The following is a 25,131-nucleotide window of genomic DNA, read 5'->3' as shown; positions in this document are numbered from 1 at the left end:
GCGTCGGCGCCGGGAGCACAATGTCCGCATGCGGCCCTTCCTGCTGCTCGCGTCGCGAGACCACGACGTCGTCGCGGACGACGAATACCGGGCGTTCTGCGAGTACGGCGGCCTCGAGTCCCGCGATCTTCACCGCGTCCGGGCCGAGGCCGGCCCACTTCCCGAGATCCGCCTCGAGGACTATTCGGGGGTGATCTTGGGCGGCAGTCCGTACACGGCGTCAGATCCCCCTGAATCCAAGAGCGCGTGCCAGCTCCGGGTCGAAGCCGAGATCGGGGCGCTCCTCGACCGCATTGTCGTCGAGGACTTCCCGTTCTTCGGGGCCTGCTACGGCGTCGGGCTCCTCGGAGTCCACGAGGGCGCGGTCGTGGACCGCCGCTTCGGCGAGCCTGTGGGGCCCGTGCGGGTCCGGCTCAGCCCCGCTGGGCTCATCGACCCGCTGTGCGCGGGCCTCGAGACGAGCTTCGACGCGTTCGTGGGCCACAAGGAGGCGGTGCGGACGCTCCCCTCGAGCGCCGCCCTGCTCGCGGGCTCGGCCTCGTGTCCCGTCCAGATGTTCCGGTTCCGTCGGAACCTCTACGCGACCCAGTTCCATCCCGAGCTCGATCTCGCCGGCCTCGAGCGCCGCGTCGACGCGTACCGGCACTCGGGCTACTTCCCGCCGGAGGAGGCCGAGTCCGTGAAGGAGCGGGCCCGGGTCGCGCACGTCCACGAACCCCAGCGGATCCTGCGGAACTTCGTGGAGCGCTACGCGCGCTGAGCCGGGGTTCCTGCGGGCGCCGGCCAACTTCGGGCTGACGCTGGCCACTTCCGGGCGGCGTTGGCCAATTTCGGGCGGTGCGCGCTGGCTAGACTCGGGTTCATGCCTACCGCCGCGCATCTGCACGCCCTTGACCTCGGCCGCTTCGTGATGGCCTCGCCGTCGAGCTTCCACGCTGCCCGGGAGGGTGCGCGGCGCCTCGAGGAGGGTGGCTTCCGGGTGCTCTCCGAGGCCGACGAGTGGCCCGCTGCGCCCGGCGGCTACGCGGTGGTCCGCGACGGTGCGCTCATCGCGTGGGTCATCCCGGACGGCACGGGCCCGCTCACGCCGTTCCGGATCCTCGGGGCGCACACCGATTCGCCGTCGTTCAAGCTCAAGCCCAAGCCCACCACGGGCGCGCACGGGTGGCTCCAGGCGGGCGTCGAGGTCTACGGCGGGCCGATGCTGAACTCGTGGCTGGACCGCGAGCTGCGGCTCGCCGGCCGGCTCGTGACGGTCGACGGCGCAGAGCACCTCGTGGCGAGCGGGCCCCTCTTGCGCTTCCCACAGCTTGCGATCCATCTCGATCGCGCCGTCAACGATGGACTGACGCTCGTCAGGCAGCGGCACATGAATCCCGTCTGGGGCCTCGGCAACCCGGCGGGCGCCGACCTGCTCGGCGTGCTCGCGGAGCTCGCGGGGGTCGATCCGGGCGAGGTCGGCGGCTACGACCTCGTGGTCGCGGACACCCAGGAGCCAGCGGTCTTCGGTTCGGAGGGCGAGTTCTTCGCCTCCGGCCGGCTCGACAATCTCTCATCGGTGCACGCGGGCGTGACGGCCCTCGTCCGGGCCCTCGACGGCGCCCGGGAGACGGCGATCCCAGTGCTCGCCGCGTTCGACCACGAGGAGGTCGGCTCGTCCACGCGGTCCGGCGCATGCGGACCGTTCCTCGAGGATGTCCTGGCCCGCATCGGCGACGTCCTCGGCGCGACGGCGACCGAGCGCCGTCGTGCGTTCGCGGCGTCCTGGCACGTCTCCGCGGACGCCGGCCATGCAATCCACCCGAACTATCCCGAGAAGCACGATCCGGCCAACCGCCCCGTGCTCAACGGCGGCCCGCTCCTGAAGATCAACGCCCAGCAGCGGTACGCGACGGACGCCGCGGGGGCGGCCCTCTGGGCCCGGCTGTGCGCGGAGGCCGAGGTTCCGTACCAGGAGTTCGTCTCGAACAACGACGTGCCGTGCGGTTCGACGATCGGGCCGCTCACCGCAACCCGGCTGGGAATCCGCACGGTCGACGTCGGCGTCCCGCTCCTGTCCATGCATTCCGCGCGGGAACTCGCCGGGGTCCAGGACCCGTGGCGGCTGGCGCTCGTCGCGGAGCGCTTCTTCGCGGGCTGAGCGGGCCCAGCCGGAGAGCCCGGCCGCGGCGCCCAGCCCGCGCCGTCCGCGCGCCCCGTCCGCGGGTCTAGCTCGGGCGTCTAGCTCGCGAGGCCGATCACGAGGTTGATCGTCGCGGCGAGGATGAGCGTTGCGAACACGTACGCGAGGAGGCTGTGCTTGAGCGCCTCGGCGCGCATGTTGTGGTTCGTGATCGACGTGTCCGAGACCTGGTAGGTCATGCCGAGGCTGAACGCCATGTAGGCCACGTCCGTGTACCTCGGCGGGATGTCCTGGTTGAAGTTGATGCCGCCTTCGGGTTCCGAGGCGTAGTACAGCTCGGTGTAGCGGAGCGTGAAGAGCGTGTGCAGCATGAGCCACGAGGCTCCGACCACGATGAGGGCCAGGAGGGCGAGGGCGATCTTCATGGGCTTCTCGGCCTGGTTGCCCGAGACCATGACGATGAGCACCGCGACGATGGCCGCGGCGTTCGCGCACAGGATGAGGAAGTCGCGGGTGGATCTGCGCGGATCCTCCTCGCGCGCGTGCTCGCGAGTCTCGGCGGGGTCCATCCGGCTGATCCGGGCCCAGACCCAGATGTCGTAGAGGAGCGCAGCGGCGCCCCAACCGGCCGCGGGCGCGTGCCACCACGAGTTGAGGAAGCCGGTCAGGAGGGCGGCGGCGAGGCCCACGACCACCATGATCCAGATGCGGCGGCGTGCGGTCCTGGCGCGGGCTGATCGGGCGGGGACGGTCTGTGGCGTCATGTCACGATCGTTGCATTCGAGTCTCGCAACCGGCCAGTTTTCCCTCCCCAGGCAGGGGATGCGGCGTGTCGTCCACATCGCCTCGCGCAGTACGGACGACGGCGGCGGCTCGGCGTAGCGTTGACGTCACCGGGGGAGGAGGCGGCCCGGCTGGGACAGGGGCACTGGATCCGGTAACATAGGGAAGTCTGTGCTGCCGGCCGGCGCATCGCGTCGATGGCCGGGGCGCGGCAAACGCAAATGAACCTCCTGTTGCGGAGAGACCGCAACCGCTTAGCCCAAAGGAGGTGGGTTCACGCATGCGTCCTTACGAACTGATGGTCCTCATCGACCCCGAGGTTGACGAGCGCACCGTTCAGCCGTCGCTCGACAAGTTCCTCAGTGTGATCACCACCGACGGTGGAACCGTCGACAAGGTGGACATCTGGGGCCGTCGTCGCCTGTCCTACGACATCAAGAAGAAGAACGAGGCGATCTACGCGGTCGTCAACTTCACGGCTGAGCCCGCCACGGCGCAGGAGCTCGATCGTCAGCTGAACCTCAACGAGACGATCCTGCGCACGAAGATCATCCGCCCCGAAGACCAGAAGGTGTCCGCCAAGTAGTCTTGGCGTAAACCCCTTCGGCACCCCGTAAGAACGTCATAAGGCTCGGACCAGGAGGCAGCATGGCAGGCGAAACCACGATTACGGTCATCGGAAATCTGACGAACGATCCGGAGCTCCGGTTCACGCCGTCAGGTTCGGCGGTGGCCAACTTCACGGTGGCCTCCACGCCGCGCACCTTCGATCGCCAGTCCAACGAGTGGAAGGACGGGGAGACCCTGTTCCTCCGCGCGTCGATCTGGCGCGAGGCTGCCGAGAACGTTGCGGAGTCCCTCACGAAGGGCATGCGCGTGATCGTTTCCGGCCGGCTCAAGAGCCGCTCTTACGAAACCAAGGAGGGCGAGAAGCGCACCGTCATCGAGCTTGAGGTCGACGAGATCGGCCCGAGCCTGCGCTACGCCTCCGCCAAGGTCAACCGCACCCAGCGCTCCGGCGGTCAGGGTGGGAACTTCGGCGGCGGCGGCAACTTCGGTGGCGGCAACTCCGGGGGCAACCCCGGTGGTGGCTCCGGCAACAACTGGGGAGGCGGCCAGGGTTCTCAGAACCAGGGCGGCAACTCGGGTGGCTGGAGCGGCGGCGGCGCCCAGAACGACGACCCGTGGGCGACCCCGGGCGTCAGCAACGCCGGTGGCTGGGGATCGGGTTCCGATTCCGAGCCGCCGTTCTGATCATCACATCCAACCATCCCGTGGCGTGACCACGGGCTCCGCGAGACTAAAGGAGCTCCACGATGGCAAAGGCTGAAATCCGTAAGCCGAAACCAAAGTCCAACCCCTTGAAGGCCGCTGACATCACTGTCATCGACTACAAGGACGTCGCCCTGCTGCGCAAGTTCATCTCGGACCGCGGCAAGATCCGCGCTCGCCGTGTGACCGGCGTGACCGTGCAGGAGCAGCGGAAGATCGCTCAGGCGATCAAGAACGCCCGCGAAGTTGCCCTGCTCCCCTACTCCGGCGCTGGCCGCGGCTGAGAAGGGAAACGAGAGAACCATGGCAAAGATCATCCTCACCCAGGAAGTGACCGGACTCGGCACCCCTGGTGACGTTGTCGAGGTCAAGGACGGCTACGCCCGCAACTACCTCTACCCGCGCGGCTACGCGCTGCGGTGGACCCGTGGTGGCGAGGCTCACGTCGAGACGCTCAACGCGGCTCGCGCCGCGAAGGCCCACAAGACGCTCGAGGCCGCGCAGGAGCAGGCTGCTGCTCTCGCCAAGACGCCCGTTCGCCTTGAGGTCAAGGCCGGCAAGGAAGGTCGCCTGTTCGGCACCGTCCGCACCGAAGCCGTCGCCTCCGCCGTTGAGGCCGCTGGCCTCGGCTCGATCGACAAGCGCAAGGTCGTCCTTCCCGGCCACATCAAGGCCACGGGCAACTACAACGTCTCCGTGCGCCTGCACGATGACGTCACCGCGACCATCAACCTTCAGGTTGTCGCCGCGAAGTAGTCCGGACCCTGCCGACGCTGCTGCAGCTCACGCTGTTGGAGCTGACGCTGTTGGACCCCAGCGAGGGCCCCTGCCACGAGGCAGGGGCCCTCGCTTCGTTCTACGCCCCTCGCCGCCCCCTCTCCCCGTTTCGGGTACAGATCCTGCCCGGTTTTCCCCGTTTCGGGTACAGATCCTGCCCGGTTTTCCCCGTTTCGGGTACAGATCCTGCCTGGTCTTCCCCGTTTCGGGTACAGATCCTGCCCCTGGCGCCCGTTTCCGGGACGGGAACTTTGCAGCGAGGATCGACTCTTCCTGCATTAGGGTGGGCTCCGCGGTGCCTACCCGGAACGCCACAGCGACGCAGTTGCCGTACCCGAGACGAGGAAGGAATAGGTACGGCATCCCATCCGTTGTTCGGATAGATGCAAACACATGGATCATCCGGAACGGAGAAGCAAACAGATGGATGCCAAGAAGATCGTGGTCATCTCCGCGGGGCTCGGAACGCCCTCGTCGAGCCGCCTTCTCGCTGACCAGATGGGCGACGCAACCGCCCGCCTCGTGGTGGGTCTCGGACTCGACGTCCGGGTCACCACTTATGAGCTCCGGGACCTGGCCGTCGACATCGCGAACAACTTCGTGACCGGCTATGCCGCCCCGAAGCTCGCCGAGGCGATTGCGGCCGTCGAGAACGCCGACGCCCTCATCGCAGTTTCGCCGGTCTTCAGCGCCTCCTACAGCGGCCTCTTCAAGTCGTTCTTCGATCTGGTCGACAACAAGGCTCTCGACGGCACTCCGGTGCTGCTCGGGGCAACTGGCGGCTCGGAGCGACACAGCATGGTGCTCGACTTTGCAATGCGTCCGCTCTTCACGTACCTGCGTGCCCGGATCGTCCCGACCGCGGTCTTCGCGGCTCCCATGGACTGGGGTCGCGGCTCGGAGGGGGACGGCTTCGCGGCCGGCAGCCTGAGCGCGCGCATCGAGCGCGCCGCGGGCGAGCTTGCTTCCGAGCTCACGGACGACGCCGGAGCCCCCCGGGTGCCTCAGGTCGCCACCCGCCCCGAAGAGAAGGGCTTCGAGCAGCTGCTCGCGGATCTCACCGGCGGCCGCTGACCTGGTGGTCCGACGCCGTAAATCCGGCGCCTCGTTTCGGGTACAGATGATCTCTACCCGAAACCGTTGATGGGCGGGTTATCTGTACCCGAAACGGATTCTGGGCGGGTTATCTGTACCCGAGACGGTGTTTGGGCGGGTTATCTGTACCCGAAACGTGGAAAACCGGGCAGGATCTGTACCCGAGACGGGGCGGGGAGGCGGGTCGACGGGCGGGCGTACGATGACGTGGTGCAACCAGCCCACGGACAAGCCCCAATGGGACAGGGCTCCATCGGTCAAGCCCCAATGGGACAGGGCTCCATCGGTCAACCCCCAATGGGACAGGGCTCCATCGGTGAATCCCCAACCAGAGGAGCTTCCATCGGTCAATCCCCAACCAGAGGAGCTTCCATCGGACACGCCCTCATCATCGACGGCCACAACGACCTCCCTTGGGCGCTCCGTCAGGAGTTCGGGTACAGCGTCGCTGAGGCCGGACTCGAGGCGGGGCAGCCTCGCCTCCACACCGACATCCCGCGTCTTCGCCGGGGCGGCGTCGGCGCGCAGTTCTGGTCGGTGTTCGTCCCGTCGACCCTGAGCCCGGAGCAGTCGGCCGTCGCGACGCTCGAACAGATCGACTGCGTGCGCCGGCTCGTCGAGGCGCACCCCGGCACCTTCGAACTGGCGAGCACGGCCGCCGAGGTGCGGGGCGCCGTCGAACGCGGGAAGATCGCCTCGCTCATGGGCATGGAGGGCGGGCACAGCATTGCGGGCTCGCTCGGCGTGCTCCGAGCCATGGCGGCGCTCGGCGTGCGCTATATGACTCTGACGCACAACGACAACACGCCGTGGGCGTCTTCGGCGACGGGCGAGGGCGAGGACACGGGGCTGGCACCCTTCGGGCGCGAGGTCGTCGCGGAGATGAACCGCGTCGGGATGATCGTCGATTTGTCGCACGTTTCCGAGCGGACCATGGTGGATGCGCTGGCCTGCACGAGGGCTCCGGTCATGTTCTCGCATTCGTCTGCCCGCGCGGTCTGCAGCCACCCGCGGAATGTCCCGGACTCGGTGCTCGAGATGCTCCCGGCGAACGGCGGCGTGCTGATGGTGACGTTCGTCCCGAAGTTCGTCTCGGAGGCCTGCCACGACCATTCGCGTGCGGTCCAGGAGCGGCGGGTCGAGCTGGGGCTGCCCGTCGGCTTCCACGACGTGGCCCCTGCGGAGGATCCCGAGGCGGCCGCCGAGTTCGACGCCTGGCTGGCCGCCAATCCGGCGCCCAAGGCGACCATTGACGACGTCGTCCGTCACCTCGAGCACGCCCGTTCAGTGGTCGGGCCCAAGCATCTGGGGCTCGGCGGCGACTTCGACGGCACACCTGAGCTCCCCGAGGGGATGGACGGTGTGGCCGGCTATGCCCCGCTGCTCGAAACCCTGTCTGAGCGGGGTTGGCCGGCGGAGGAGCTGGATGCCCTGTGCTGGGGCAACGCGCTGCGGGTGCTCGAAGAGACCGAGAAGGTGGCGGCGCACTAAACGGGTGGCCCCTGACGGCGTCCCCGGTGCCGGACGTTGATTCGGCGTGAGAGCCGGGCGCTAGTGAAGTCGGATCCTCGAGTTCTCAGAGGAGGTCGACGAACGCACGGGCCTCTTCGATGCTGATCTCGGAATGGCGCCACAGCATGAGCGCGGCGTCCTCGGCGTCGCCGATCTGGGCGAGTGCCTTGATCTCCGCGTAGATCTGGTCGTTGAGGAGATTGCTCGCGACCTCGAGCGTCTGCCGGCCGTTGCTCACGATCGCGCGGTACCGATAGGGGAACCGCGTGGTCGAGCGTTCGCCGGGCGCGCCCGCGGGTACCTTGGAGGGTTCGTGCGCGGACGACGGCGGCGCGGCCTCGGGCTCTCCAGCCGGCGGTAGTGCGGCGGCTGGCTCCGACGAAGTCAACGGGGCAGACGGCGCCGACGACGCGGCAGGGGCAGGCTCGGCGGGAGCGACCGGCGCTTCCCGCGGCTCGCCGTACGCCTGAGGGTGGCTCTCCATGAGGAGGATCGCGTTGCGGGCGTCGATGAGCTTCGCGCCCGTGGCCTGGCGGTACGCGGCGATGGCCTGAACTGTGAGGCCCTGGGCAATGAGCGAATAGATGGCCCGATGCTGCTCTTCCGTGAGGCGGGCCGACATCTCCGCGGCAGCCTCAGGCCCGTTGGCGCGGGCCGTCTCGACCGACGCGCGTGTGCGCCTGGCGCCCCGGCGCAGCACGACCACGACGATCGCGACGACGCACACAAGGATGATAAGTGGGGGCAACAGGTTTTCCATCGGGGCTTCCGGATCGGTGCGGTGAACGTTGCGGGCGGCCCCAGCCCGGGGCACCTCCAGCGTAGTACGGAGCCGTTGCACCGGCACACGGCTGAGGGACCGATTCGGTGGCGCCTCAGGCTTCCCGAGGCCGAGTTCGACGGCGCTCAGTGTGCATGAATGGCCAGGCATGGACCGCCACGAGACCGGACGTGGGAATATGTGGCAAAGGTCACATAAGTGCCGTAGGTCACGTGAAATCACAAGCGTTTGTCTAAAAATCTCCGTCAGCACTGTGGATTTCGAATGTGGAAAAAAATCTTTAGTCCACAAGATGTAGAGTAAGTTTTCCCACGTCAGAGGCAGATTATTCATGGGTGGGGAAAGTTGTCCACAGTTGTCCACAGGCGCGGTGAACAACTTTAGGGGCATATTCCACAGGTTGTCCACAGGCAGGGTGGACGGCCAGCTGGCTAATGTCGGAGGGCCCGGATACGTTTGCTCCAACCATCCGGAAGAGGCGTGTAAACGCGGCGCACCGCCCTGACATGCACTGCCTCGGTCCGGGCGTCACATGCGAGGTGAGGTGTCGCCGGTGTCCGCATCACAGGTCGAGTCAGTTTCGTCGTACCGGGACTCGGATTCGGGCCGAACCCCACCCCAGGACATCGTCGCGGAGCAGTCGGTGCTCGGCGGCATGATGCTTTCGAAGGACGCCATCGCAGACGTCGTCGAGGTGGTGCGCTCGGTCGACTTCTACCGGCCGGCGCATGAGACGATCTTCGACGCCATCGCCGACCTATACAGCAAGGGCGAACCGGCGGACGCCGTCACGGTTTCGGACGAGCTCACGAAGCGCGGCGAAATCAACCGCGTGGGCGGCCCCGCCTATCTCCACGAGCTCATCCAGTCGGTCCCGACGGCCGCGAACGCCGGATACTACGCCGAGATCGTGGCCGAGCGCGCCGTCCTCCGCCGGCTTGTGAGCGCGGGGACGAAAATCGTCCAGCTCGGCTACGGACAGGACGGCGAGGTCGAGGACCTCGTCAACCAGGCGCAGGCCGAGGTGTACGCCGTGGCCGAGCGGCGCCAGGGCGAGGACTACGTGGCGCTCTCCGAGGTCATGGAGTCCGCCATGGACGAGATCGAGGCGGCCGGTCACCGGGGCGAGGGCATCACGGGCGTGCCGACCGGCTTTTATGAGCTCGACGAGCTCACGCACGGGCTGCACCCCGGCCAGATGATCGTCATTGCGGCGCGCCCCGCCGTCGGCAAGTCGACGTTCGCGCTCGATTTCGCGCGCTCCGCCGCGATCAAGCACAAGCTGCCCACGGTCTTCTTCTCCCTCGAAATGGGCCGGAACGAGATCGCCATGCGCCTCATGAGCGCCGAGGCGACGATCCAGCTCCAAGACCTGCGCCGCGGGACGCTCCGCGACGAGCATTGGGCCAAGATCGCGAAGGTCATGGGACCACTCAACGAATCGCCCCTCTTCATCGACGACTCCCCGAACATGTCGCTCATGGAGATCCGCGCAAAGTGCAGGCGGCTCAAGCAGCAGCACGGGCTCAAGCTCGTGGTCCTCGACTATCTCCAGCTGATGTCGTCCGGCAAGAAGGTCGAAAGCCGCCAGCAGGAGGTCTCGGAGTTCTCCCGCGCGCTCAAGCTGCTCGCGAAGGAGCTCGAGGTGCCGGTCATTGCGCTCTCTCAGCTCAACCGCGGCTCCGAGCAGCGCCAGGACAAGCGGCCGATGGTCTCTGACCTCCGCGAGAGTGGCTCGATCGAGCAGGACGCGGACATGGTGATCCTGCTCCACCGTGAGGACGTCTACAACAAGGAATCCCCGCGAGCCGGCGAGGCGGACATCCTCGTCGCCAAGCACCGCAACGGCCCCACGAAGGACATCGTCGTGGCGTTCCAGGGCCACTATTCGCGCTTCGCCAACATGGCCGCGGACTCTGGCGACGGCGAGGGCGGCGGCGGGTTCTAGCCTGCTGGCGGCCGTCCTAGGGACGGCTGTCCCGAGGACCGGCCGCTCCGAGAGCGGGCCCGACAAGATCGCGCGATCGCGCGATGTGCACTGCTCGGTTCCGGCGCGATGCTGGGTGCATGAACAGCAAGGCAAGAGTGGTCGAGTTCGACCTTGAGACCAGCGCAAGTCCGTCTGCCGTGCGCGGCGCGCTGATTGACTTCTCGGAGCGCCGGCCCCAGCTGTGGCCCGGCATTGAGCCTTCGCTCTACAAGGCTTATTCGATCGGCGAAACCGCCGCCGAAGTACGCGAGGGCACCAAGGGTCCCGGCGGCCAGATCTGGGCGCGTGAGCGCTACGACTGGTCCAATCCGGATACGGTTCGCTGGACGGTGCAGGAGAGCAATTTCTCGGCGCCGGGCAGCTACGTGGCCGCGACAGTCCAGCCCGGTCGAGACGGCGGCAGCGTCGTTCATATCGCGTGGAACCGCACCGGCAGCAACCTGATGGGACGCCTCGTGTGCCGGATGATCCGGATGTCCCACGGCAAACCGGTCGCTGCTTCGTTCAAGCGCGGCCTGGCCGAACTGGAGAAGGGCTGACCGCGCCGCGAACCGTCACCGCGCCGCTGCTGCGGCCGACCCGCCGTCGTCCGCCAGATCCTCCGCGCACTCGAGCCGCGCGCCCTGGACGAAGCGCACCCCCTGGTCAGACCTCTAGACCGCGCGCGACGGTGAGCTGACCGTTCTCGACGAGCCACCGGACGGATTCGAGCACGGCCGCCTCTGGCTCGTACCGCGGCGCGTAGCCCAGGAGCGACTTGGCCTTCTCGATGCTGAAGCAATGGCTCCGGTGCAGGTGGCCCCAGCTCGACTCGGCATGCTCGGGCGTGGTCGATGCGCGGAACTGCGCCCACGTGACCGCTTCCAGCGCCGCCGCCTGACCGAACCATCCCGCTGCGATCTCTGCGTAGCCGCGGACGGTCAGGGCGGTCGGGGCCACGACGTTGAAGTCCTCGCCGGCCGCCGCGTCGCGATGCTCGATGGCCCTCTGGAACGCCTGGGCGACGTCGTCGGCGTGCACGTGGTGCATCGACTCGCTGCCGCTCCCGGGGACGTGCAGCGCCTCGCCGGCAGAGAGCGCGTGCCAGACGGTGGGGTCGAGGTTCCCGAGTGGGCCGATCGGGTGCCACCCCGGCCCGACGATGTGGCCAGGGTGGACGGACGTGGTGTCCAGGCCGCCGCTGGTGGTCTCCTCCTTCAGCATCCGCGCGATCCTGTCCTTCTGAACGCCGTACTCGCCGAACGGCGCCGCGGCCGAGCCGGAGTCCTCGGAGATGGGCACCTTGAGGCTCGCCCCGTACCGCCAGATCGACCCGCAGTGCAGCAGATGCCCGGTCTCGCCGCGAAGCCGGTCCACGAGCGCGGCGGCGGACTCGAGGGTGAAGCAGACCAGATCGACGACGACGTCGGCCCCCAGCCGCGCGACCAGGTCCCCGAACGTGCCCTCCCGGTCTTCCTGCTGGCGGTCGGCCACAACCTGCCGCACCTGCTGCCATTCGACGGCATCGGTATAGGGCTTGTGAGTCCCGCGGCTGATGTTGATCACCTCATGGCCGGCCCGCACGAGCCGGGGGACAAGGAACGTGCCAATGTGGCCGCTCCCGCCGATGATGACAATTTTCACGGTTTCTCCAATCCTTGGGCGTGGTGGGAGTCTGCGGGAAGGCTGCTCACTCGAGCACCGCGACTTCGAGCGCCCGCAGCCGCGAGGGCTCGGCGATGACGCCGACGTGAGTGATGCGCTCGCCGTCGACCGTGAAGGCGAGCACGAGCCGGAGGTGACCCTTCGGGGCGACGATGAGCGCCGGTTGGCCGTTGACCAGGGCAACGCGGGCAAATGGTGCGCGCGCCGCGGACACGACGGCCGCATGCGCCACGGTCTCGGCGCCGCGAAGCGTGACTGCGAGTCGCGACGGCGTCGAGGCGGCGTCCGCGTCGATGACCACATCCGGCGCGAGCAGCTCGACGAGCGCATCGAAGTCGCCCGTGCGGACGGCCGCAAGGTAGGCCTCGACGGCGCGCCGCTGCCGCGCGCGGTCCGGATCGGGCGCCTCGGAGCCGCGCACGCGCCGTCGTGCGCGGCTCGCGAGCTGGCGCGTCGCCTCCGAGGACTTGCCGAGGATCGGCGCGATGCGGTCAAACGGGACGTCGAACATGTCGTGCAGCACGAACGCGAGCCGCTCCGCCGGCTGGAGGGTGTCGAGCACCACGAGGAGGGCGAGGCCCACGGAATCGGCCATGACGGCCTCCTCCTCAGGTCCGTCTGAGGAAGCACGGAGCGCGTCCTCAAGCCCCTCGATCGGCTCCTCGTGCCGCGCGGCACGCGACCTGAGGGCATTGAGGCAGATCCGGGCGACGACGGTCGTGAGCCAGGCCCCGAGGTTCTCGATCGCCCCGGCATCGGTGCGGGCGAGCCGCAGCCACGCGTCCTGCACGGCGTCGTCCGCCTCGGGCAGGGACCCGAGCATGCGGTACGCGACGGCTCGCAGGCGCCCGCGCTCGGACTCGAAACGGCTGGCCAGGATCTCCTCGACATCCACGCCTGTCACATTCCTGCACCCGTGCGGGTCATGGCAAGTAGAGGGGTCCGAAATCGGGCCCTGCTGACGGGAGAAAGGTTGGGCCATGGCCTCCACGATTCTGGTTACGGGCGGAACGGGCACGTTGGGTCGGCAGGTGGTCGCGCGGCTCCGCGCGGCGGGGCGGCCTGTGCGCGTCCTGAGCCGGCACGCCCGTCCCGCGGCCGACGGCGTCGAATACTTCGCGGGCGACCTCGCCACGGGCGAGGGCATTGGCCCTGCCGTCGAGGGCGTGGCGACGATCGTCCACTGCGCTGGGACCCAGAAGGGCGACGGCGACAAGGCCCGGCACCTCGTCGAGGCGGCCAAGCGCGCCGGAGTGGGCCACATCGTCTTCATCTCGGTGGTGGGCGCGGACACGATCCCCGTGGTGAGCGGCCTGGATCGCGCGGCGTTCGCATACTTCGAGTCGAAGCGCGACGCCGAGCTGGTCATCGAGTCCTCGGGCATCCCGTGGTCGACGCTCCGCGCGACCCAGTTCTACGAGCTCACATTGCTCACGGCCCAGGCCATGGCGAAGCTCCCCGTCATCCCGGTGCCGTCCGGCTTCCGCTTCCAGCCGGTCGATTCGGGAGAGGTCGCGGACCGGCTCGTTGAGCTCGCCCTCGGATCCCCGGTCGGCCTCGTCCCCGACATGGCTGGCCCCACGGTGTACGCCATGAACGATCTGATCCGCTCGTACGTCGTCGCGGCCGGGCTGCACCGGCTGTTCGTGCCGATGCCCATGCCCGGCGGGGCCGCGCGGGCCATCCGCGGGGGCGCCAACATCGCCCCGGATCGCGGGGTGGGCCACCGGACGTGGGAAGACTTCCTTGCTAGCCCTCGATCTTGAACCCGGAGCCGAGGAGCCGCAGCGCCTCGTCCATCATGGCCGGGAGATCGCTGCGGCCCTCGTCCTCGATCCATCGCTCGAACACCACCAGGAGCACGCCCGTGAGGGCCCCGGCGGCGAGCGAGATCATCGGGTCATCTGGCGAGACCCCTAAGGTCTTCGCCACCACGCCCGAGTACATCCGGCCCACGTCGTGGTTCGCGGCGAGGGCCCGGATCCTGAGGGCCGGCGTGGTGAACGTGAGGCGCATCCGCTCGTAGATGCGGTCGCGCTCGCTCGCGTAGAACTCCTCGAACGCCGTGTGCACCGCAAGACGGAAGGCCTCGACAAGGGGGGTGCCGTGCGGCACGCTCTCGAGGGCCTCGAGGAGGAACGGATCGTACTCGTCCTCGAGGACCACGTCCTCCTTCGTGGGGTAGTACCGGAAGAACGTGCTCGGGGAGACCTCGGCCTCGGCCGCGATCTGGTCGACCGTGGTCTCGTCGTAGCCCTGCTCGGCAAAAAGGCGAAGCGCGACGTCCTGGATGAGGCGTCGCGTCTTCGCCTTCTTGCGCTCCCGTAGCCCTGGTTCCGTCATGAATCCATCTTGCCAGCCGCCGTCGTCCGTGGCTCCAATGTCCGTGCGGTCTGTGCGCGGCGGGGGAGCACGATCGCCATCATGACGGCGATGACGATTGCCGCTGCGAAGCACACGAGGCTTACGGCGTGGACGCCGTCGAGGTAGGCGGATCCGGCCGCATCGCGGAGGGCGCCCCCCGCGGGCCCGAGGCGGCTCGCGACGGCGACGGCACCGCCGAGCGAGTCCCGCGCCGCGCTCGCCGCGGCACCTGGCAGGTGCGCGGTCGGGGCGCTCATCCCGGCGCGGTACGCGGCCGTGAGGATGCTTCCGAGGACGGCGACGCCGAGCGCGCCGACGGTCTGCCGCACCGAGAGGTTGAGCGCGGTTCCCGTGCTCTGCACGCCGTCGGGGAGGGAGTCGAGCATCGCGGTCATGGCGGGAGGCATCGCGAGGCCGAACCCGAAGCCGGTGATGGCGAGCGTCGCGAAGAGCGGCCAGTAGTCGGACGACGGCGTGATCCCCAGGAGGGCGAGGAACCCCGCCGACGAGATGAGGATGCCCGCGGGCACGATCACCCTCAGCCCGAGCCGCGAGCCGAGCCTCGTCGAGACGCCCGAGCCGACGACCAGGGTGAGCATCATGGGCATGAGCTTGAGCCCCGTGGTGAGCGCCGAGTCGCCGACGTACGCCTGGAGGTACAGCGGGATCGCGAACAGGAGCCCCATCATGACGAACGAGGTGAGGGCCGTCGCGACGGTCGGCCACACGAAGAGCGGCGATCCTATGAGGCGGCGGTCCAGGAGCGGTTCGCCGCTCCTGGACTCGACGACGCCGAACGCGACGAGCAGCGCAACCCCGCCGCACAGCGGCGCGAGCGTGGACGCCGACCCCCAGCCATCGATCGGGACCTGCGTGATCCCGTAGACGATGCCGGTGAGCCCCGCGACGGTGAGCCCGAGCCCGAAGAGGTTGACGCGCCGCGGGCTGGCGTCCCGCGTATCGGGGATGAGCGCGAGTCCCGCGGCAAGGGCCACGGCGACGGTCGGCACGTTGAACAGGAGCGTGGAGCCCCACCAGAAGTTGTCGAGGAGCCAGCCGCCCACGAGCGGCCCGAGCGGCATGCCGACGCCCATCGCTGCGGTCATGACGGCCACGGCCTTGGAGCGTTGGGAAGGCGCGAACACGGTCGGGATGATCGAGAGCGCGAGAGGGAAGACGGCCGCGGCACCGATCCCCATGACGGTCCTGGCGGCGATGAGCTCGGAGGGATTCTGGGCAAAGGCGCCCGCTGCGCTCGCCGCCACGAAGATGGCGAGGCCCACCGCGAGCACGCGGCGGCGTCCCAGGCGGTCGCCGAGAAGCCCGGCGGGGATGAGCAGAACCGCCGAGGTGAGCGAGTAGCCGTTGACGATCCACTGGAGTTCCGTGGTGCTCGCGCCGAGTGCGCGCGAGATGTCGCTCAGCGCGACGTTGAGCACGGTGGCGTCGAGGCCGACGACGAGGAGGGAGAGGGCAAGTGCCGCGAGGATCCACCACCGGCGGGGGTGTCCCGCCTGGGCCTCCGCGGATGCCGCGACCGAGGAGATCTTGGAAGTAGCCATAAATTGACAGTAACTCTCAGAAGCGTATGGCTGTCAAGAGGTTGTCGCTTGCTAAATTTCGAGTGTCGGTGGCGAGTCCTACAGTGGGTGCCATGGACCGAACGGGGGCCGAAGAGGCCGATCTTCACGCGGGCGCACTGAGCGGGCGCACCGGGCCTCGCGGCCGCGCCAGCGGGGGCTCGGCGCCCATGGCCCGCGAGATTCTGCGCCTCGCGCTGCCCGCTTTCGGCTCGCTCATCGCGGAGCCGCTCTTCCTCCTCGCCGACTCGGCGATCGTGGGCCATCTCGGAGTCGACGAGCTCGCGGGCTTGGGCTTGGCCACGACCGTCCTGCAGACAGTTGTGGGCCTCATGGTCTTCCTCGCATACGGAACTGGGCCGGCGGTCGCCCGCTACCTGGGCGCCGGGCAGTCTGGGCGGGCCATGGCCGCAGCGCGCGACGGCGTCTGGCTGGCTTTGCTTCTCGGCCTGGTGCTCGCGGTGGTCGGCTGGGCGGCGGCGCCGGCGATCGTCCACGCCGTGGGTGGGCTCGCCGCAGTCCAGGGCTACGCGGCCGACTACCTCGCGTGGTCAATGCCAGGCCTCGTGGGCATGCTGCTCGTCTTCGCGGGGACTGGCGTGCTCCGCGGCCTGCAGGACACGAAGACGCCGCTCGTCGTCGCGACGTGCGGCTTCGCGGCGAACGCCGCGCTCAACTTCCTCTTCGTCTACGGCTTCGGCTGGGGGATCGCGGGCTCAGCCATCGGCACGAGCGTGGCGCAGCTCGGCATGGCTGCCGTGTACCTCGCGATCGTCGTCCCGCGGATGCGCCACGAGGGGGTCTCGCTCGCGCCGCACTGGCGGGGGATCCTCGGCGCCGCCCACGTCGGATCGTGGCTCATGCTCCGCACGCTCACGCTGCGCGCCGCGATCTTCGCGACTGTCGTGGTCGCGACGGCGCAGGGCGCCGAGAATCTCGCGGCACATCAGCTGGCGATGACGATGTTCAACTTCCTAGCCTTCGCGCTCGACGCGCTCGCGATCGCCGCACAGTCGCTCATCGGCAAGGAACTCGGGGCCTCGAACGCCGCCAGGGCCCGCGAGCTCACGGGAATCATGGTGCGGTGGTCCCTTGGCTTCGGGCTCGTGACCGGCGCGGTGCTCGCAGCGGCCGCGCCGTGGATCGGATGGATCTTCACCACAGATGCCGGCGTGCACGAGGCGCTCACGCCCGCGCTCTGGGTCCTCGCCGCGAGCCAGCCCGCCTGCGGTTTCGTCTTCGTGCTCGACGGCGTACTCATCGGCGCGGGAGATGCCCGGTACCTCGCGCTCGCGGGCGTGCTCAACCTCGTGGTCTACGGACCACTCCTCGTGTGGGTGGGGGCAGCCGGGTTGAGCGGCCCCTCGGGGCTCGCATGGCTGTGGGGTGCGTTCGCCGGCGGGTACATGCTCGCGCGGGCGCTCACGTTGGGGCTGCGGGCCCGCGGCGCCAAGTGGGTTGTCCTCGGGGCGGCCTAGCTCGGCGGACCGCGCGACTAAACTGGCCCCGTGCCTGCCGACAAGTCCTCGCCTTCCCGTGCCCGCCTCTGGCCACCCGTCCTGGGGCGCGCGGTGGTCGCGTTGGCGTTCGGGACCGTCACGGTGTTCTGGGGACATCCGACGACGGCGGGCGCGGCTTGGGCCGTGGCGCCTTACCTGTGGCTCCTGCTCGCCGCGGAGGTCTGGCTGATCCGCTCGGAGCGCCCGGCCCCGGGGCGCGCGTCCGCCCTGATCGGCCTGGCCCCCTACGCGGGCGCGGCCGTTCTCGGCGTCGTGATCGCCGCCCTGCCGAGCGACGCCGTGGTGGGTGGCGCGGGGGCCGCCGCCTTGGCGCTCGTGGGGATCTCCGACGTCGTGCGTGGAGCCCTCTCGCGGCGCGCGTCCGGCAGCGGGGTGTCGCCACTCGCGCGCGACGCCCTGATTGCGGGGGTCGTCAATCTGGGTGCGGGCATTCTCCTGCCGTTCTTCGCGGCTTCCGGGCCGCACGCGCTTCTTGGGGTCGCGGGCGGGGCGGCCGTTATCACGGGGGTGCTGCTCGTCATTGCCGGCCTGAGTCTCAGGCACGATGCAGCCGCTGACGCACGCGTGGCCTAGAATTGAGTGGTTCTACTCGGCGTAGAACTCCCAGAATCTGACGGAGACCCCGCATCCGCCGTACCCACAGGAGCGCGAACAGCGCAAGGAGGGCCCATGACTGACCAGACCCCGCGCGGACCCCGCGTCGGCATCAAGGGCCCCCTCATGTTCTCCGCCTTCTTCGGCGTGGTCGCGTTCGTGACCGTGCTGATCTTCGGCTCCGGCGGGACGGGTCACGGCCTGCGCTTCGACCTCGCGTTCTCCGCGGGCGGGATTGCCTTCATCGTGTGCCTCGTCATCGCGGCGATGCTCTCCATGACGTACAAGGAGAATGCCGACCACCTCGGCCACGGTTCGGGCGTCAATCTGCGCTCGGAGGATCGCCTCAAGCGTCACGGCGCGGAGCGGCCGGGGGCCGAGAGCCCTTCGTCGGGGCAGGCCGCGGAGCGCCCCGAAGGCCACACTCCGGGGACCGATCGGGCGGACTCCGCAGGCGGGGACGAGCCCCAGGCCTGACCCTCGCGTCACCGGCTTGTACACGTCCACTTCGGGCCCTCCGCGTGCCGTAAGCTGATGCTCTCTTCGAGTGAACTGTGAGCCGCCCGGATGATGCAGACCTATGCGAGTACGAGCCCCTCGCCGCGCCGCCGCGCCGTCGCGGGGCTGCTCGGTATCTATCTGGGCGCGTTCGGCGCGCACCGCTTCTACCTCGGCTACACCGCTATGGGCGTCGCGCAGGTGCTTGCAGCCATCCTGCTCGCGAGGGCCACGTACGGCGCGATCTTCCTGTGGGGGATCGTCGAGGGAACGCTCATCGTGCTCGGCGCGCAACCGTTCCGCACGGATGCGTACGGTCGCGAGCTGCGCTAGGACTCGCCCGGCTCGGCGCGAGGCGCGCGGCTAGGCGGTGAGGGCGCGCGGTTCCGCGGGGCTCAGCCCCAGACGGGACCTTGATCGGTCCAGCCGACCGGAATCCCGAGCCGTTCCACGGTGCGCGGTGTCGAGGTCTCGGCTGCCCCGACCACTGCGAGGGCGTGGACCACGAGTCGCGTCTGGACCGCAGCCACCCAGGCCGCGGTGTCGGAGTGCTTGTGCCGCGCGTCGACCACGAGCCAGGTCTGATCGGCCCTGAGCCGCTCTGCGCTCGCGGCGTGCGTGGCCGTCCATGCCGGGCGCCCGAGCCCGTATGCGACGACCACGGGCTGCCCGGCCGCGGCCGCCTCGGCCCGGGCGGCTGCCGCCTCCCGGCGGCCCTCGAGGGACGGGATGCGGTAGGCCTCGATGAGGCCGGATGTGTGCAGCTGTCCCCGAACCGCCTCGGCGAGAGCCATGGCGGGTCCGAGGGCGGCGTCGTGCGGTGCGGCGACCACGATGAGGCTGCCCGGCACCCGCAGCGGGGCGCTGCCGACGTTGTCCTCGACCACGACAGGCGCCCCCATGCCGTGCAGCATCCGGCCCACGTCCTCGCGAGCGGGCGTCGGCGAAAGGTCCGGAAGGGTGAAGCGACGGGCACCAGCGAGCGGCTCGAGGCCGGCGCTGTCGAGGCCGTCGCCGCCGAGGCCAGCGCCGCCGAGGTTGGACGCCGACGCGAGGCCCTCGTGGCGCGCGCCAAGGACCATTCTGCGCAGCCCTGCCAGCAGCGAGCTCGTCGGCATAGCGATCACCACCCTTTTGCGGCGTCGGGGGCCGGTGAACCGGTGGTGCCGACGGAAACCTCTCAATGTGACCGGTCCATTCCAGGACCTGTCAAAAAGGGTATCAAGCGAGCGGGTCTGGGCCGGTCAGCCCGCCGCCTTGCGCTCGCGGTAGGCGCGCACATGGGCGCGGTTGGCGCAGTTTCCGGTGTCGCAGTAGCGCTTCGAGCGGTTCTTCGAGAGGTCGATGAGGACGGCCTCGCAATCGTCCGCGGCGCACACGCGCAGGCGGTCCAGCTCCTTCGAACGGATGACGTCCACGAACGCCATCGCGGCCTCCGTGCTCATGCGTTCCGCGAGGGGTGCCTCGGGCGTGGTGGCGTGGAGGTGCCAGTCCCAGTGGTCGTGCTTGACGAGCTGCGGCAGGGCACGCGACTCCAGCAGGATCGCGTTGACCAGGGTCACAGCCTCGTCCTCCGAGGCGTCCCACAGCGTCCTGAGGCGCTGCCGCAGGGTGCGCACTGAGGCGAGCTCGCCGTCGTCGTGCGTGCGGGAGCCCGTGAACTCCTCCTCCTCAATGAAGCGGTCCAGGTCCGCGCGCGTGCTCAGGTGCTCGGTCCCGTCCGATTCCAGCGTGTTGATGAGGTTGACCACGCTGCGCAGCGCGACTTCGGTGTCAGGGGCGAACAACACTTTGACTCATGACTCCTCTCGGGTCTACTGTCATCACCATACACTCGTTTTGGTCCTGACATCCTGTTGGAGGTGCCCTGTGCTGTCCGCGAACCGCTCGGCTTCCGGTCTTGTCTATGCCGTGCTCTCGGCCGCGACGTTCGGCGTGAGCGGGCCGCTCGGCAAGTCTCTCCTCGAGGCCGGCTGGAGCCCCGGCGCGACGGTCGGCACCCGCATCGGCCTCGCAGCGACCGTGATGATCGTGCCCGCGCTCGTGATGATGCGCGGCCGGTGGGGCCGGTTGCGGAGCGGCATCGGGATCATGGCCGCGTACGGCATGGTCGCCGTGGCCCTGTGCCAGTTCTGCTTTTTCAACGCGGTCGCGAGGATGAGTCCGCCGGTCGCGCTCATGCTCGAATACCTCGCGCCGATCGTCATCGTGGGCTGGCTCTGGCTGCGCACCCGTCGTCGGCCGGGCATGCTCACCGTCGCTGGCACGGTCGTCGCGATGGCGGGCCTGGTGCTCGTCCTCAACCTGTTCAGCGCGACGCACGTCGACCCGGTTGGCGTCCTGTGGGGCATGGGCGCGGCCGCGTGCCTCGCCGTCTACTTTGTCCTGTCCGCGAAGGCCGACGGCGTCCTGCCGCCGTTCGTCGTCGTCGGAGGCGGGATGGTGTTCGGCGCGCTGGGCCTCGGGGTCCTCGCCCTCGTAGGCGTGCTCCCGCTCGCCGCCACGTTCGGCACCGTGCAGCTCCTCGGCACGAAGACGAGCTGGATCGTGCCCGTGCTCGGGATCACGATCGTGGCCGCCGTCGTCGCGTATTCGCTCGGCATCGTTGCGGTTCAGCGCCTCGGTCCGAAGGTCGCGAGCTTCGTCTCGCTCACCGAGGTCCTGTTCTCGGTGCTCGCGTCGTGGATCCTCATCGGGGACGTTCCCGCGCCGATCCAGGCGCTCGGCGGAGTGCTCATCGTGGCGGGCGTCCTTCTGGTCCGCGTCGACGAGCTGCGTGCGCCGATCCCCGAGCCGGCCCTCGAGGAGGCCGCACCCGAGGCCCTCCCGGCCGCGTAGCCCGCCCCTCGCGATGGTCGGCTAGCGGGCGAAGCGCGTGAGGCGGAGCGAGTTGGCCACCACGAGCACCGAGCTCGCCGCCATCGCGGCCCCGCCGATCATGGGGTTGAGCAGCCCGAGCGCCGCGACCGGGATGCCGATCGAGTTGTAGGCGAACGCCCAGAACAGGTTGACCTTGATGGTCCGAAGCGTCGCCCGCGAGAGCTCGATGGCGGTCGCGACCTGCCCGAGGTCGTCCGCCATGACCGTGAGGTCGGCGGCCTCGCGCGCCACGTCCGTACCCGAGCCCATGGCGATTCCGAGGTCCGCCCGCGCGAGCGCCGCGGCGTCGTTGACGCCGTCGCCCGCCATCGCGACCGTGGCGCCCTCCCCCTGCAGCCGCCGCACGGCGTCGACCTTCCCCTCGGGGCGCACCCCGGCGAGCACGTCCGACGGCGCGATGCCCACCTCGGCCGCGACCCGCGCCGCGACCGCGGCGTTGTCGCCCGTCACGAGGTACGGGCGCAGGCCGAGCGCCTTGAAACGTTCGACGGCGGCCCTAGAGCCCGGCTTGAGCGTGTCCCTGAGGCTGACGGTCCCCACGGCGGAGCCGTCGACGGCGAGCCACACCGCCGTGGCGCCCGAGGCCTCGCGCGAGCGGAACCGCTCCCGCAGAGACTCGGGGATGGCGATGCCGTTGTCCAGCAGCCACGTCTCGCGTCCCACGGCCACGCGCCGGCCTTCGACTTGGCCCGAGACCCCGCCGCCCGGCGCGGACCTGAAGCCTTCGACGCTCGGGAGGGCGCCGCCGTCGTTCGCCTGGATCGACTGCCGTGCCGCGTCGGCGACGGCGCGCGCGATAGGGTGCTCGCTTGCTGCCTCGACTGCACCCGCGAGCCGCAACGCCTCGCCGGCAGCCCAGCCGTCGGCGACGTCGACCGCGTCAACCGAGAGGCGGCCCGTGGTGACCGTCCCGGTCTTGTCGAGGACGATCGCGTCGACGGTGCGCGTGTCCTCGAGCACCTGCGGGCCGCGGATCAGGATGCCGAGTTGGGCCCCGCGGCCCGACCCAGCCAGGAGACCCACCGGCGTCGCGAGGCCGAGCGCGCACGGGCAGGCGATGACAAGGACCGAGACGGCGGCGGCGAACGCTGCGTCGAGCGAGCCGCCCGCGGCGAGCCACGCGACGAACGTCAGGGCCGCGACGGCCAGCACGACCGGCACGAAGACGCCGCTGATCCGGTCCGCTAGCCGAGCGATCGGGGCCTTCGAGGTCTGCGCCTCGGAGACGAGCCGTCCCATCGCGGCGAGGGTCGTGTCCGCGCCCACGCGCGTCGCCTCGACGGTGAGCCGGCCGGAGGCGTTGATCGTGGCGCCCGTGACGGCATCGCCGGGCCCCACCTCGACCGGCACGGACTCGCCGGTGAGCAGCGAGGTGTCCACCGCCGAGAGGCCCTCGCGGACCAGGCCGTCGGTCGCGATCTTCTCGCCGGGGCGGACCACGAAAGTGTCCCCCGGGACGAGGCTCTCCGCGGGGATCCTGTACTCCACGCCGTCCTTGAGGAGATTGGCCTCCTTCGCGCCGAGGTCGAGAAGCGACCGCAGGGCACTTCCTGCGCGTGCCTTCGCGCGCGCCTCGAGATAGCGGCCCAGAAGGAGGAACGTCGCGACGACGGCCGCGACCTCGAAATAGAGCCCTCCCATGCCCGTCCCGCTGTCTTCCATGCCGTGGGCCGTGAGCGCGGGATCCGCGATGAGCTGGCCCGCGGAGAACGCATAGGCCGCGACGATCCCGAGCGAGACGAGGGTGTCCATGGTCGACGAACCGTGGCGGGCATTGATGGCCGCCGCGCGGTGGAACGGCCACGCCGACCACGTCACGACCGGCAGCGCAAGGACCGCGACCCACCAGCCCCAGTTGGGGAACTGGAGGAGCGGAATCATGGAGATGGCGAAAGTCGGGACGGTCAGCACCGCGGCGACCACGAGCCGCGGGCGCAGGTCCGCGCCGGGGCTGGGCTCGCCCCCTTCTGCCCCTGCGGCCGGCTTCCGCTCGTGGAGCCTCGCGCTGTAGCCGGCCGACGCCACGCGATCGAGGAGGTCTTGGTCGCCGACGCCTGCGGGTGCGAGCACGCGCGCCGATTCGAGCGCGAGGTTGACCGTGGCCTGGACACCGGCGATTGAGTCCAGCTTGCGCTCGACGCGGCCCACGCACGAAGCGCACGTCATCCCCTGGATGTCGAGTTCGACGACGCGCGCGGTGGCGTACGTGGACTGTTCCATGTCTCTCCTCGCGATGGGTGGGGCGGGGGCTGGTGCGGGTGGCTCAGGTGGCTGGCGGCTCAGGTGGCTGGTGGCTCAGGTGGCTGGCGGCCGGGCTGGTCGTGGCTAGCCGTGGGGGGGGTGGGGCTGGTGCGGTGGGCGGCGCTACGCGTTGTTGTCGATCACGAGGTAGCCGGCCTCCGCGACCGCCTCGCTGATGGCCTCGTGCTTGAGCTTGCGGTCAGACGCGATCGTGACCCGGGACGCGCCGCCCGCGTTGAGGTCCACCGAGACGGTCTCGACGCCCTCGAGGGCCTCGAGCTCCTCGGTGACGGATGCGACGCAGTGGCCGCAGGTCATGCCTTCTACGTGAACGGTGGTGGTGAAGTGGGTCATTTCGGCTCCTTCGGGGTGGGGTTTGCGTCTGCGTCTGGAGGTTCGGGTGGCCGGTGGTCTGACGGACGGCGTAGCGCGCTGACTAGCGGAGAAGCCGGCCGATGGCGTCGGAGGCTTCTTTGACCTTGGACTCGATCTCCTCCGAGCGGCGGTCGGGGTCCGGCTCGCTCGCGGCGCCGACCACGCAGTGGCCGATGTGCTCCTCGAGGAGGCCGAGGCTCACGGCATGCAGAGCCTTCGTGACGGCCGAGACCTGCGTGAGGATGTCGATGCAGTACTTGTCGTCCTCGACCATGCGCGCGATCCCACGCACCTGGCCCTCGATCCGCTTGAGTCGGCGGAGATACGCGGCCTTGTTCGGGGTGTAGCCGTAGATGGGCGCGTCCGCGTCCGCCCCGTCCAGGAGGGATTCTGTAGGTTCCACGAGTCGAACCTATACCCAGAGGGGGTATCGGTCAAGTACCCCCAGGGGGTATTCGAGGGACCGGCTTTCCGGAGGCGTCCCATGGCGGGGCGGCGATGAGGGCGGAGGGGCCAAGGGTGTCGCGGACGACGGCGCCAGGCCGCCGGGCGTTGTGGCAGAACCCACAGCGTTCTGATTTGCTGCGCCCCACCCGGCCCGGTAATGTATTCCGAGTCGCCACGGGGAGCGCGGACAGCGCGAGACCGGGCGGCCGAACCCCTTCGAACCAGCCAGAATGGCAGCACCGCTGCGCGTTGTGCGCTCGAAGGAACAGATTGTTTGCGGACCAATTAGTTCCCGAAAAGGAATTTGAGGCGAGCGAGACGATCTGGTAAGTTAGTACCTCGTCCGCAGGGGCGATGCCGGGAGGTTTCCGGTTATTCCTGTTGGGCCTGTTGTTTGAGAACTCAATAGCGTGCCATGTTTGGATTGATGCCATTTTTTTGATGGCTGTTTGCCTGGTCTGTGCGCACCCCGTGTGTGTGGGCTGGGTTTCGGCTTGGATCGGATTGCCGGGGCGGGGTTTTTCCGCTTTGTCCTGGTTTTCTTTGTTGTTTTTGTTTTTGACGGAGAGTTTGATCCTGGCTCAGGATGAACGCTGGCGGCGTGCTTAACACATGCAAGTCGGACGATGAAGCCCTTCGGGGTGGATTAGTGGCGA

General features: G+C 69.2%; 27 protein-coding genes and 1 rRNA gene. 17 read left to right on the top strand and 11 right to left on the bottom strand.

The window, feature by feature from the left end:
• Positions 1 to 28 precede the first annotated feature (28 nt).
• Both E6A26_RS11990 and E6A26_RS11985 read left to right on the top strand, forming a co-directional pair.
• Positions 29 to 760 carry a glutamine amidotransferase gene (locus E6A26_RS11990; protein WP_136611435.1) on the top strand — a complete coding sequence of 244 codons (732 nt, stop codon included), beginning with the start codon at positions 29 to 31 and terminating at the stop codon, positions 758 to 760.
• 102 nt (positions 761 to 862) lie between these two features.
• Positions 863 to 2,140: a M18 family aminopeptidase gene (locus E6A26_RS11985; protein ID WP_136611434.1), complete on the top strand. Its 1,278-nt coding sequence runs from the start codon at positions 863 to 865 to the stop codon at positions 2,138 to 2,140.
• An 80-nt stretch (positions 2,141 to 2,220) separates the two neighbouring features.
• On the opposite strand, the gene E6A26_RS11980 is transcribed toward E6A26_RS11985, so the two are convergent.
• The gene (locus E6A26_RS11980; RefSeq protein WP_234865406.1) at positions 2,221 to 2,886 is read right to left on the bottom strand and encodes a DUF1345 domain-containing protein; all 666 of its coding nucleotides are present in this window, start codon (positions 2,884 to 2,886) and stop codon (positions 2,221 to 2,223) included.
• 299 nt (positions 2,887 to 3,185) lie between these two features.
• On the opposite strand from E6A26_RS11980, the gene rpsF reads away from it, so the two are divergent.
• The 6 genes from rpsF (at position 3,186) to E6A26_RS11950 (ending at position 7,540) form a co-directional block, all read left to right on the top strand.
• Positions 3,186 to 3,491 (top strand): 30S ribosomal protein S6, encoded by a 306-nt coding sequence (gene rpsF, locus E6A26_RS11975; RefSeq protein WP_136611433.1) that lies wholly within the window; start codon positions 3,186 to 3,188, stop codon positions 3,489 to 3,491.
• A gap of 62 nt (positions 3,492 to 3,553) precedes the next feature.
• On the top strand, positions 3,554 to 4,159 hold the full coding sequence (locus tag E6A26_RS11970) for a single-stranded DNA-binding protein (RefSeq protein WP_136611432.1): 606 nt from the start codon (positions 3,554 to 3,556) through the stop codon (positions 4,157 to 4,159).
• Between the two features lie 62 nt (positions 4,160 to 4,221).
• The gene (gene rpsR, locus E6A26_RS11965) at positions 4,222 to 4,461 is read left to right on the top strand and encodes a 30S ribosomal protein S18 (protein ID WP_010144869.1); all 240 of its coding nucleotides are present in this window, start codon (positions 4,222 to 4,224) and stop codon (positions 4,459 to 4,461) included.
• 19 nt (positions 4,462 to 4,480) lie between these two features.
• Positions 4,481 to 4,933: a 50S ribosomal protein L9 gene (gene rplI / locus E6A26_RS11960; RefSeq protein WP_136611431.1), complete on the top strand. Its 453-nt coding sequence runs from the start codon at positions 4,481 to 4,483 to the stop codon at positions 4,931 to 4,933.
• Positions 4,934 to 5,377: 444 nt separating this feature from the next.
• A complete protein-coding gene (locus E6A26_RS11955) occupies positions 5,378 to 6,028 on the top strand; it encodes an FMN reductase (RefSeq protein ID WP_136611430.1) in 651 nt (216 codons plus the stop codon).
• 318 nt (positions 6,029 to 6,346) lie between these two features.
• Positions 6,347 to 7,540, top strand: a complete 1,194-nt coding sequence (locus tag E6A26_RS11950; RefSeq protein ID WP_136611429.1) for a dipeptidase — start codon at positions 6,347 to 6,349, stop codon at positions 7,538 to 7,540.
• A gap of 85 nt (positions 7,541 to 7,625) precedes the next feature.
• Here E6A26_RS11950 and E6A26_RS11945 read toward each other — a convergent pair whose 3' ends face one another.
• Positions 7,626 to 8,309 (bottom strand): hypothetical protein, encoded by a 684-nt coding sequence (locus E6A26_RS11945; protein ID WP_136611428.1) that lies wholly within the window; start codon positions 8,307 to 8,309, stop codon positions 7,626 to 7,628.
• Positions 8,310 to 8,895: 586 nt separating this feature from the next.
• Here E6A26_RS11945 and dnaB point away from each other — a divergent pair.
• On the top strand, positions 8,896 to 10,290 hold the full coding sequence (gene dnaB, locus E6A26_RS11940; protein WP_136611427.1) for a replicative DNA helicase: 1,395 nt from the start codon (positions 8,896 to 8,898) through the stop codon (positions 10,288 to 10,290).
• Positions 10,291 to 10,409: 119 nt separating this feature from the next.
• Positions 10,410 to 10,871, top strand: coding sequence for a hypothetical protein (locus E6A26_RS11935; protein ID WP_136611426.1), 462 nt, complete (start codon positions 10,410 to 10,412; stop codon positions 10,869 to 10,871).
• Positions 10,872 to 10,977: 106 nt separating this feature from the next.
• Here E6A26_RS11935 and E6A26_RS11930 read toward each other — a convergent pair whose 3' ends face one another.
• Together E6A26_RS11930 and E6A26_RS11925 are read right to left on the bottom strand one after the other, a co-directional pair.
• Positions 10,978 to 11,955, bottom strand: coding sequence for an NAD-dependent epimerase/dehydratase family protein (locus tag E6A26_RS11930; protein ID WP_136611425.1), 978 nt, complete (start codon positions 11,953 to 11,955; stop codon positions 10,978 to 10,980).
• Between the two features lie 46 nt (positions 11,956 to 12,001).
• On the bottom strand, positions 12,002 to 12,880 hold the full coding sequence (locus tag E6A26_RS11925) for a sigma-70 family RNA polymerase sigma factor (protein ID WP_234865404.1): 879 nt from the start codon (positions 12,878 to 12,880) through the stop codon (positions 12,002 to 12,004).
• Between the two features lie 76 nt (positions 12,881 to 12,956).
• On the opposite strand from E6A26_RS11925, the gene E6A26_RS11920 reads away from it, so the two are divergent.
• Positions 12,957 to 13,742: an SDR family oxidoreductase gene (locus E6A26_RS11920; RefSeq protein WP_136611423.1), complete on the top strand. Its 786-nt coding sequence runs from the start codon at positions 12,957 to 12,959 to the stop codon at positions 13,740 to 13,742.
• Here the strand turns inward: E6A26_RS11920 and E6A26_RS11915 are convergent.
• Both E6A26_RS11915 and E6A26_RS11910 read right to left on the bottom strand, forming a co-directional pair.
• Positions 13,726 to 14,319: an acyl-CoA-like ligand-binding transcription factor gene (locus E6A26_RS11915; RefSeq protein ID WP_136611422.1), complete on the bottom strand. Its 594-nt coding sequence runs from the start codon at positions 14,317 to 14,319 to the stop codon at positions 13,726 to 13,728. The two genes, E6A26_RS11920 and E6A26_RS11915, sit on opposite strands and share 17 nt — an antisense overlap.
• Complete coding sequence (locus tag E6A26_RS11910; RefSeq protein WP_136611421.1) at positions 14,316 to 15,902, bottom strand: MFS transporter; 1,587 nt, start codon at positions 15,900 to 15,902, stop codon at positions 14,316 to 14,318. The genes E6A26_RS11915 and E6A26_RS11910 overlap by 4 nt, the downstream gene beginning before the upstream one ends.
• Positions 15,903 to 16,090: 188 nt before the next feature.
• On the opposite strand from E6A26_RS11910, the gene E6A26_RS11905 reads away from it, so the two are divergent.
• From E6A26_RS11905 to E6A26_RS11890, 4 genes are all read left to right on the top strand, one after another.
• The gene (locus tag E6A26_RS11905) at positions 16,091 to 17,398 is read left to right on the top strand and encodes an MATE family efflux transporter (protein WP_136611538.1); all 1,308 of its coding nucleotides are present in this window, start codon (positions 16,091 to 16,093) and stop codon (positions 17,396 to 17,398) included.
• A 30-nt stretch (positions 17,399 to 17,428) separates the two neighbouring features.
• Entirely contained in the window at positions 17,429 to 18,013 is a 585-nt protein-coding gene (locus E6A26_RS11900) for a hypothetical protein (protein ID WP_136611420.1), read from the top strand.
• 96 nt (positions 18,014 to 18,109) lie between these two features.
• Positions 18,110 to 18,511, top strand: coding sequence for a hypothetical protein (locus tag E6A26_RS17920; protein WP_234865402.1), 402 nt, complete (start codon positions 18,110 to 18,112; stop codon positions 18,509 to 18,511).
• 90 nt (positions 18,512 to 18,601) lie between these two features.
• Positions 18,602 to 18,865 (top strand): TM2 domain-containing protein, encoded by a 264-nt coding sequence (locus E6A26_RS11890; protein ID WP_136611419.1) that lies wholly within the window; start codon positions 18,602 to 18,604, stop codon positions 18,863 to 18,865.
• Between the two features lie 62 nt (positions 18,866 to 18,927).
• Here E6A26_RS11890 and E6A26_RS11885 read toward each other — a convergent pair whose 3' ends face one another.
• Positions 18,928 to 19,650, bottom strand: coding sequence for a hypothetical protein (locus E6A26_RS11885; RefSeq protein ID WP_136611418.1), 723 nt, complete (start codon positions 19,648 to 19,650; stop codon positions 18,928 to 18,930).
• Between the two features lie 126 nt (positions 19,651 to 19,776).
• The gene (locus tag E6A26_RS11880) at positions 19,777 to 20,322 is read right to left on the bottom strand and encodes a CGNR zinc finger domain-containing protein (protein ID WP_136611417.1); all 546 of its coding nucleotides are present in this window, start codon (positions 20,320 to 20,322) and stop codon (positions 19,777 to 19,779) included.
• Between the two features lie 79 nt (positions 20,323 to 20,401).
• On the opposite strand from E6A26_RS11880, the gene E6A26_RS11875 reads away from it, so the two are divergent.
• Complete coding sequence (locus E6A26_RS11875; RefSeq protein WP_211129100.1) at positions 20,402 to 21,370, top strand: EamA family transporter; 969 nt, start codon at positions 20,402 to 20,404, stop codon at positions 21,368 to 21,370.
• Between the two features lie 21 nt (positions 21,371 to 21,391).
• Here the strand turns inward: E6A26_RS11875 and E6A26_RS11870 are convergent, their stop codons facing one another.
• From E6A26_RS11870 to E6A26_RS11860, 3 genes are all read right to left on the bottom strand, one after another.
• Positions 21,392 to 23,632, bottom strand: coding sequence for a heavy metal translocating P-type ATPase (locus E6A26_RS11870; protein ID WP_136611416.1), 2,241 nt, complete (start codon positions 23,630 to 23,632; stop codon positions 21,392 to 21,394).
• Positions 23,633 to 23,776: 144 nt separating this feature from the next.
• Positions 23,777 to 24,007, bottom strand: a complete 231-nt coding sequence (locus E6A26_RS11865; protein ID WP_136611415.1) for a heavy-metal-associated domain-containing protein — start codon at positions 24,005 to 24,007, stop codon at positions 23,777 to 23,779.
• Positions 24,008 to 24,089: 82 nt separating this feature from the next.
• A complete protein-coding gene (locus E6A26_RS11860) occupies positions 24,090 to 24,431 on the bottom strand; it encodes a metal-sensitive transcriptional regulator (RefSeq protein ID WP_136611414.1) in 342 nt (113 codons plus the stop codon).
• A 602-nt stretch (positions 24,432 to 25,033) separates the two neighbouring features.
• Here E6A26_RS11860 and E6A26_RS11855 point away from each other — a divergent pair.
• Positions 25,034 to 25,131 (top strand): 16S ribosomal RNA (locus tag E6A26_RS11855); the annotation flags it as partial.

The organism is Sinomonas albida, assembly GCF_004919045.1.
In the GTDB taxonomy this organism is placed as follows: domain Bacteria; phylum Actinomycetota; class Actinomycetes; order Actinomycetales; family Micrococcaceae; genus Sinomonas; species Sinomonas albida.
This window is presented reverse-complemented; position numbering and strand designations above follow the sequence as displayed.

Bases quoted from the DNA above. Each gene is read 5' to 3' on its own strand.
- E6A26_RS11955 (WP_136611430.1), top strand. From the start codon at position 5,378: ATGGATGCCAAGAAGATCGTGGTCATCTCCGCGGGGCTCGGAACGCCC.
- E6A26_RS11935 (WP_136611426.1), top strand. From the start codon at position 10,410: ATGAACAGCAAGGCAAGAGTGGTCGAGTTCGACCTTGAGACCAGCGCA.
- E6A26_RS11915 (WP_136611422.1), bottom strand. From the start codon at position 14,319: ATGACGGAACCAGGGCTACGGGAGCGCAAGAAGGCGAAGACGCGACGC.
- rpsR (WP_010144869.1), top strand. From the start codon at position 4,222: ATGGCAAAGGCTGAAATCCGTAAGCCGAAACCAAAGTCCAACCCCTTG.
- E6A26_RS11985 (WP_136611434.1), top strand. From the start codon at position 863: ATGCCTACCGCCGCGCATCTGCACGCCCTTGACCTCGGCCGCTTCGTG.
- E6A26_RS17920 (WP_234865402.1), top strand. From the start codon at position 18,110: ATGACTGACCAGACCCCGCGCGGACCCCGCGTCGGCATCAAGGGCCCC.
- E6A26_RS11950 (WP_136611429.1), top strand. From the start codon at position 6,347: ATGGGACAGGGCTCCATCGGTGAATCCCCAACCAGAGGAGCTTCCATC.
- E6A26_RS11970 (WP_136611432.1), top strand. From the start codon at position 3,554: ATGGCAGGCGAAACCACGATTACGGTCATCGGAAATCTGACGAACGAT.
- rpsF (WP_136611433.1), top strand. From the start codon at position 3,186: ATGCGTCCTTACGAACTGATGGTCCTCATCGACCCCGAGGTTGACGAG.
- E6A26_RS11890 (WP_136611419.1), top strand. From the start codon at position 18,602: ATGATGCAGACCTATGCGAGTACGAGCCCCTCGCCGCGCCGCCGCGCC.
- E6A26_RS11910 (WP_136611421.1), bottom strand. From the start codon at position 15,902: ATGGCTACTTCCAAGATCTCCTCGGTCGCGGCATCCGCGGAGGCCCAG.
- E6A26_RS11885 (WP_136611418.1), bottom strand. From the start codon at position 19,650: ATGCCGACGAGCTCGCTGCTGGCAGGGCTGCGCAGAATGGTCCTTGGC.
- E6A26_RS11905 (WP_136611538.1), top strand. From the start codon at position 16,091: ATGGCCCGCGAGATTCTGCGCCTCGCGCTGCCCGCTTTCGGCTCGCTC.
- E6A26_RS11980 (WP_234865406.1), bottom strand. From the start codon at position 2,886: ATGACGCCACAGACCGTCCCCGCCCGATCAGCCCGCGCCAGGACCGCA.
- E6A26_RS11990 (WP_136611435.1), top strand. From the start codon at position 29: ATGCGGCCCTTCCTGCTGCTCGCGTCGCGAGACCACGACGTCGTCGCG.
- E6A26_RS11870 (WP_136611416.1), bottom strand. From the start codon at position 23,632: ATGGAACAGTCCACGTACGCCACCGCGCGCGTCGTCGAACTCGACATC.
- rplI (WP_136611431.1), top strand. From the start codon at position 4,481: ATGGCAAAGATCATCCTCACCCAGGAAGTGACCGGACTCGGCACCCCT.
- E6A26_RS11920 (WP_136611423.1), top strand. From the start codon at position 12,957: ATGGCCTCCACGATTCTGGTTACGGGCGGAACGGGCACGTTGGGTCGG.
- E6A26_RS11865 (WP_136611415.1), bottom strand. From the start codon at position 24,007: ATGACCCACTTCACCACCACCGTTCACGTAGAAGGCATGACCTGCGGC.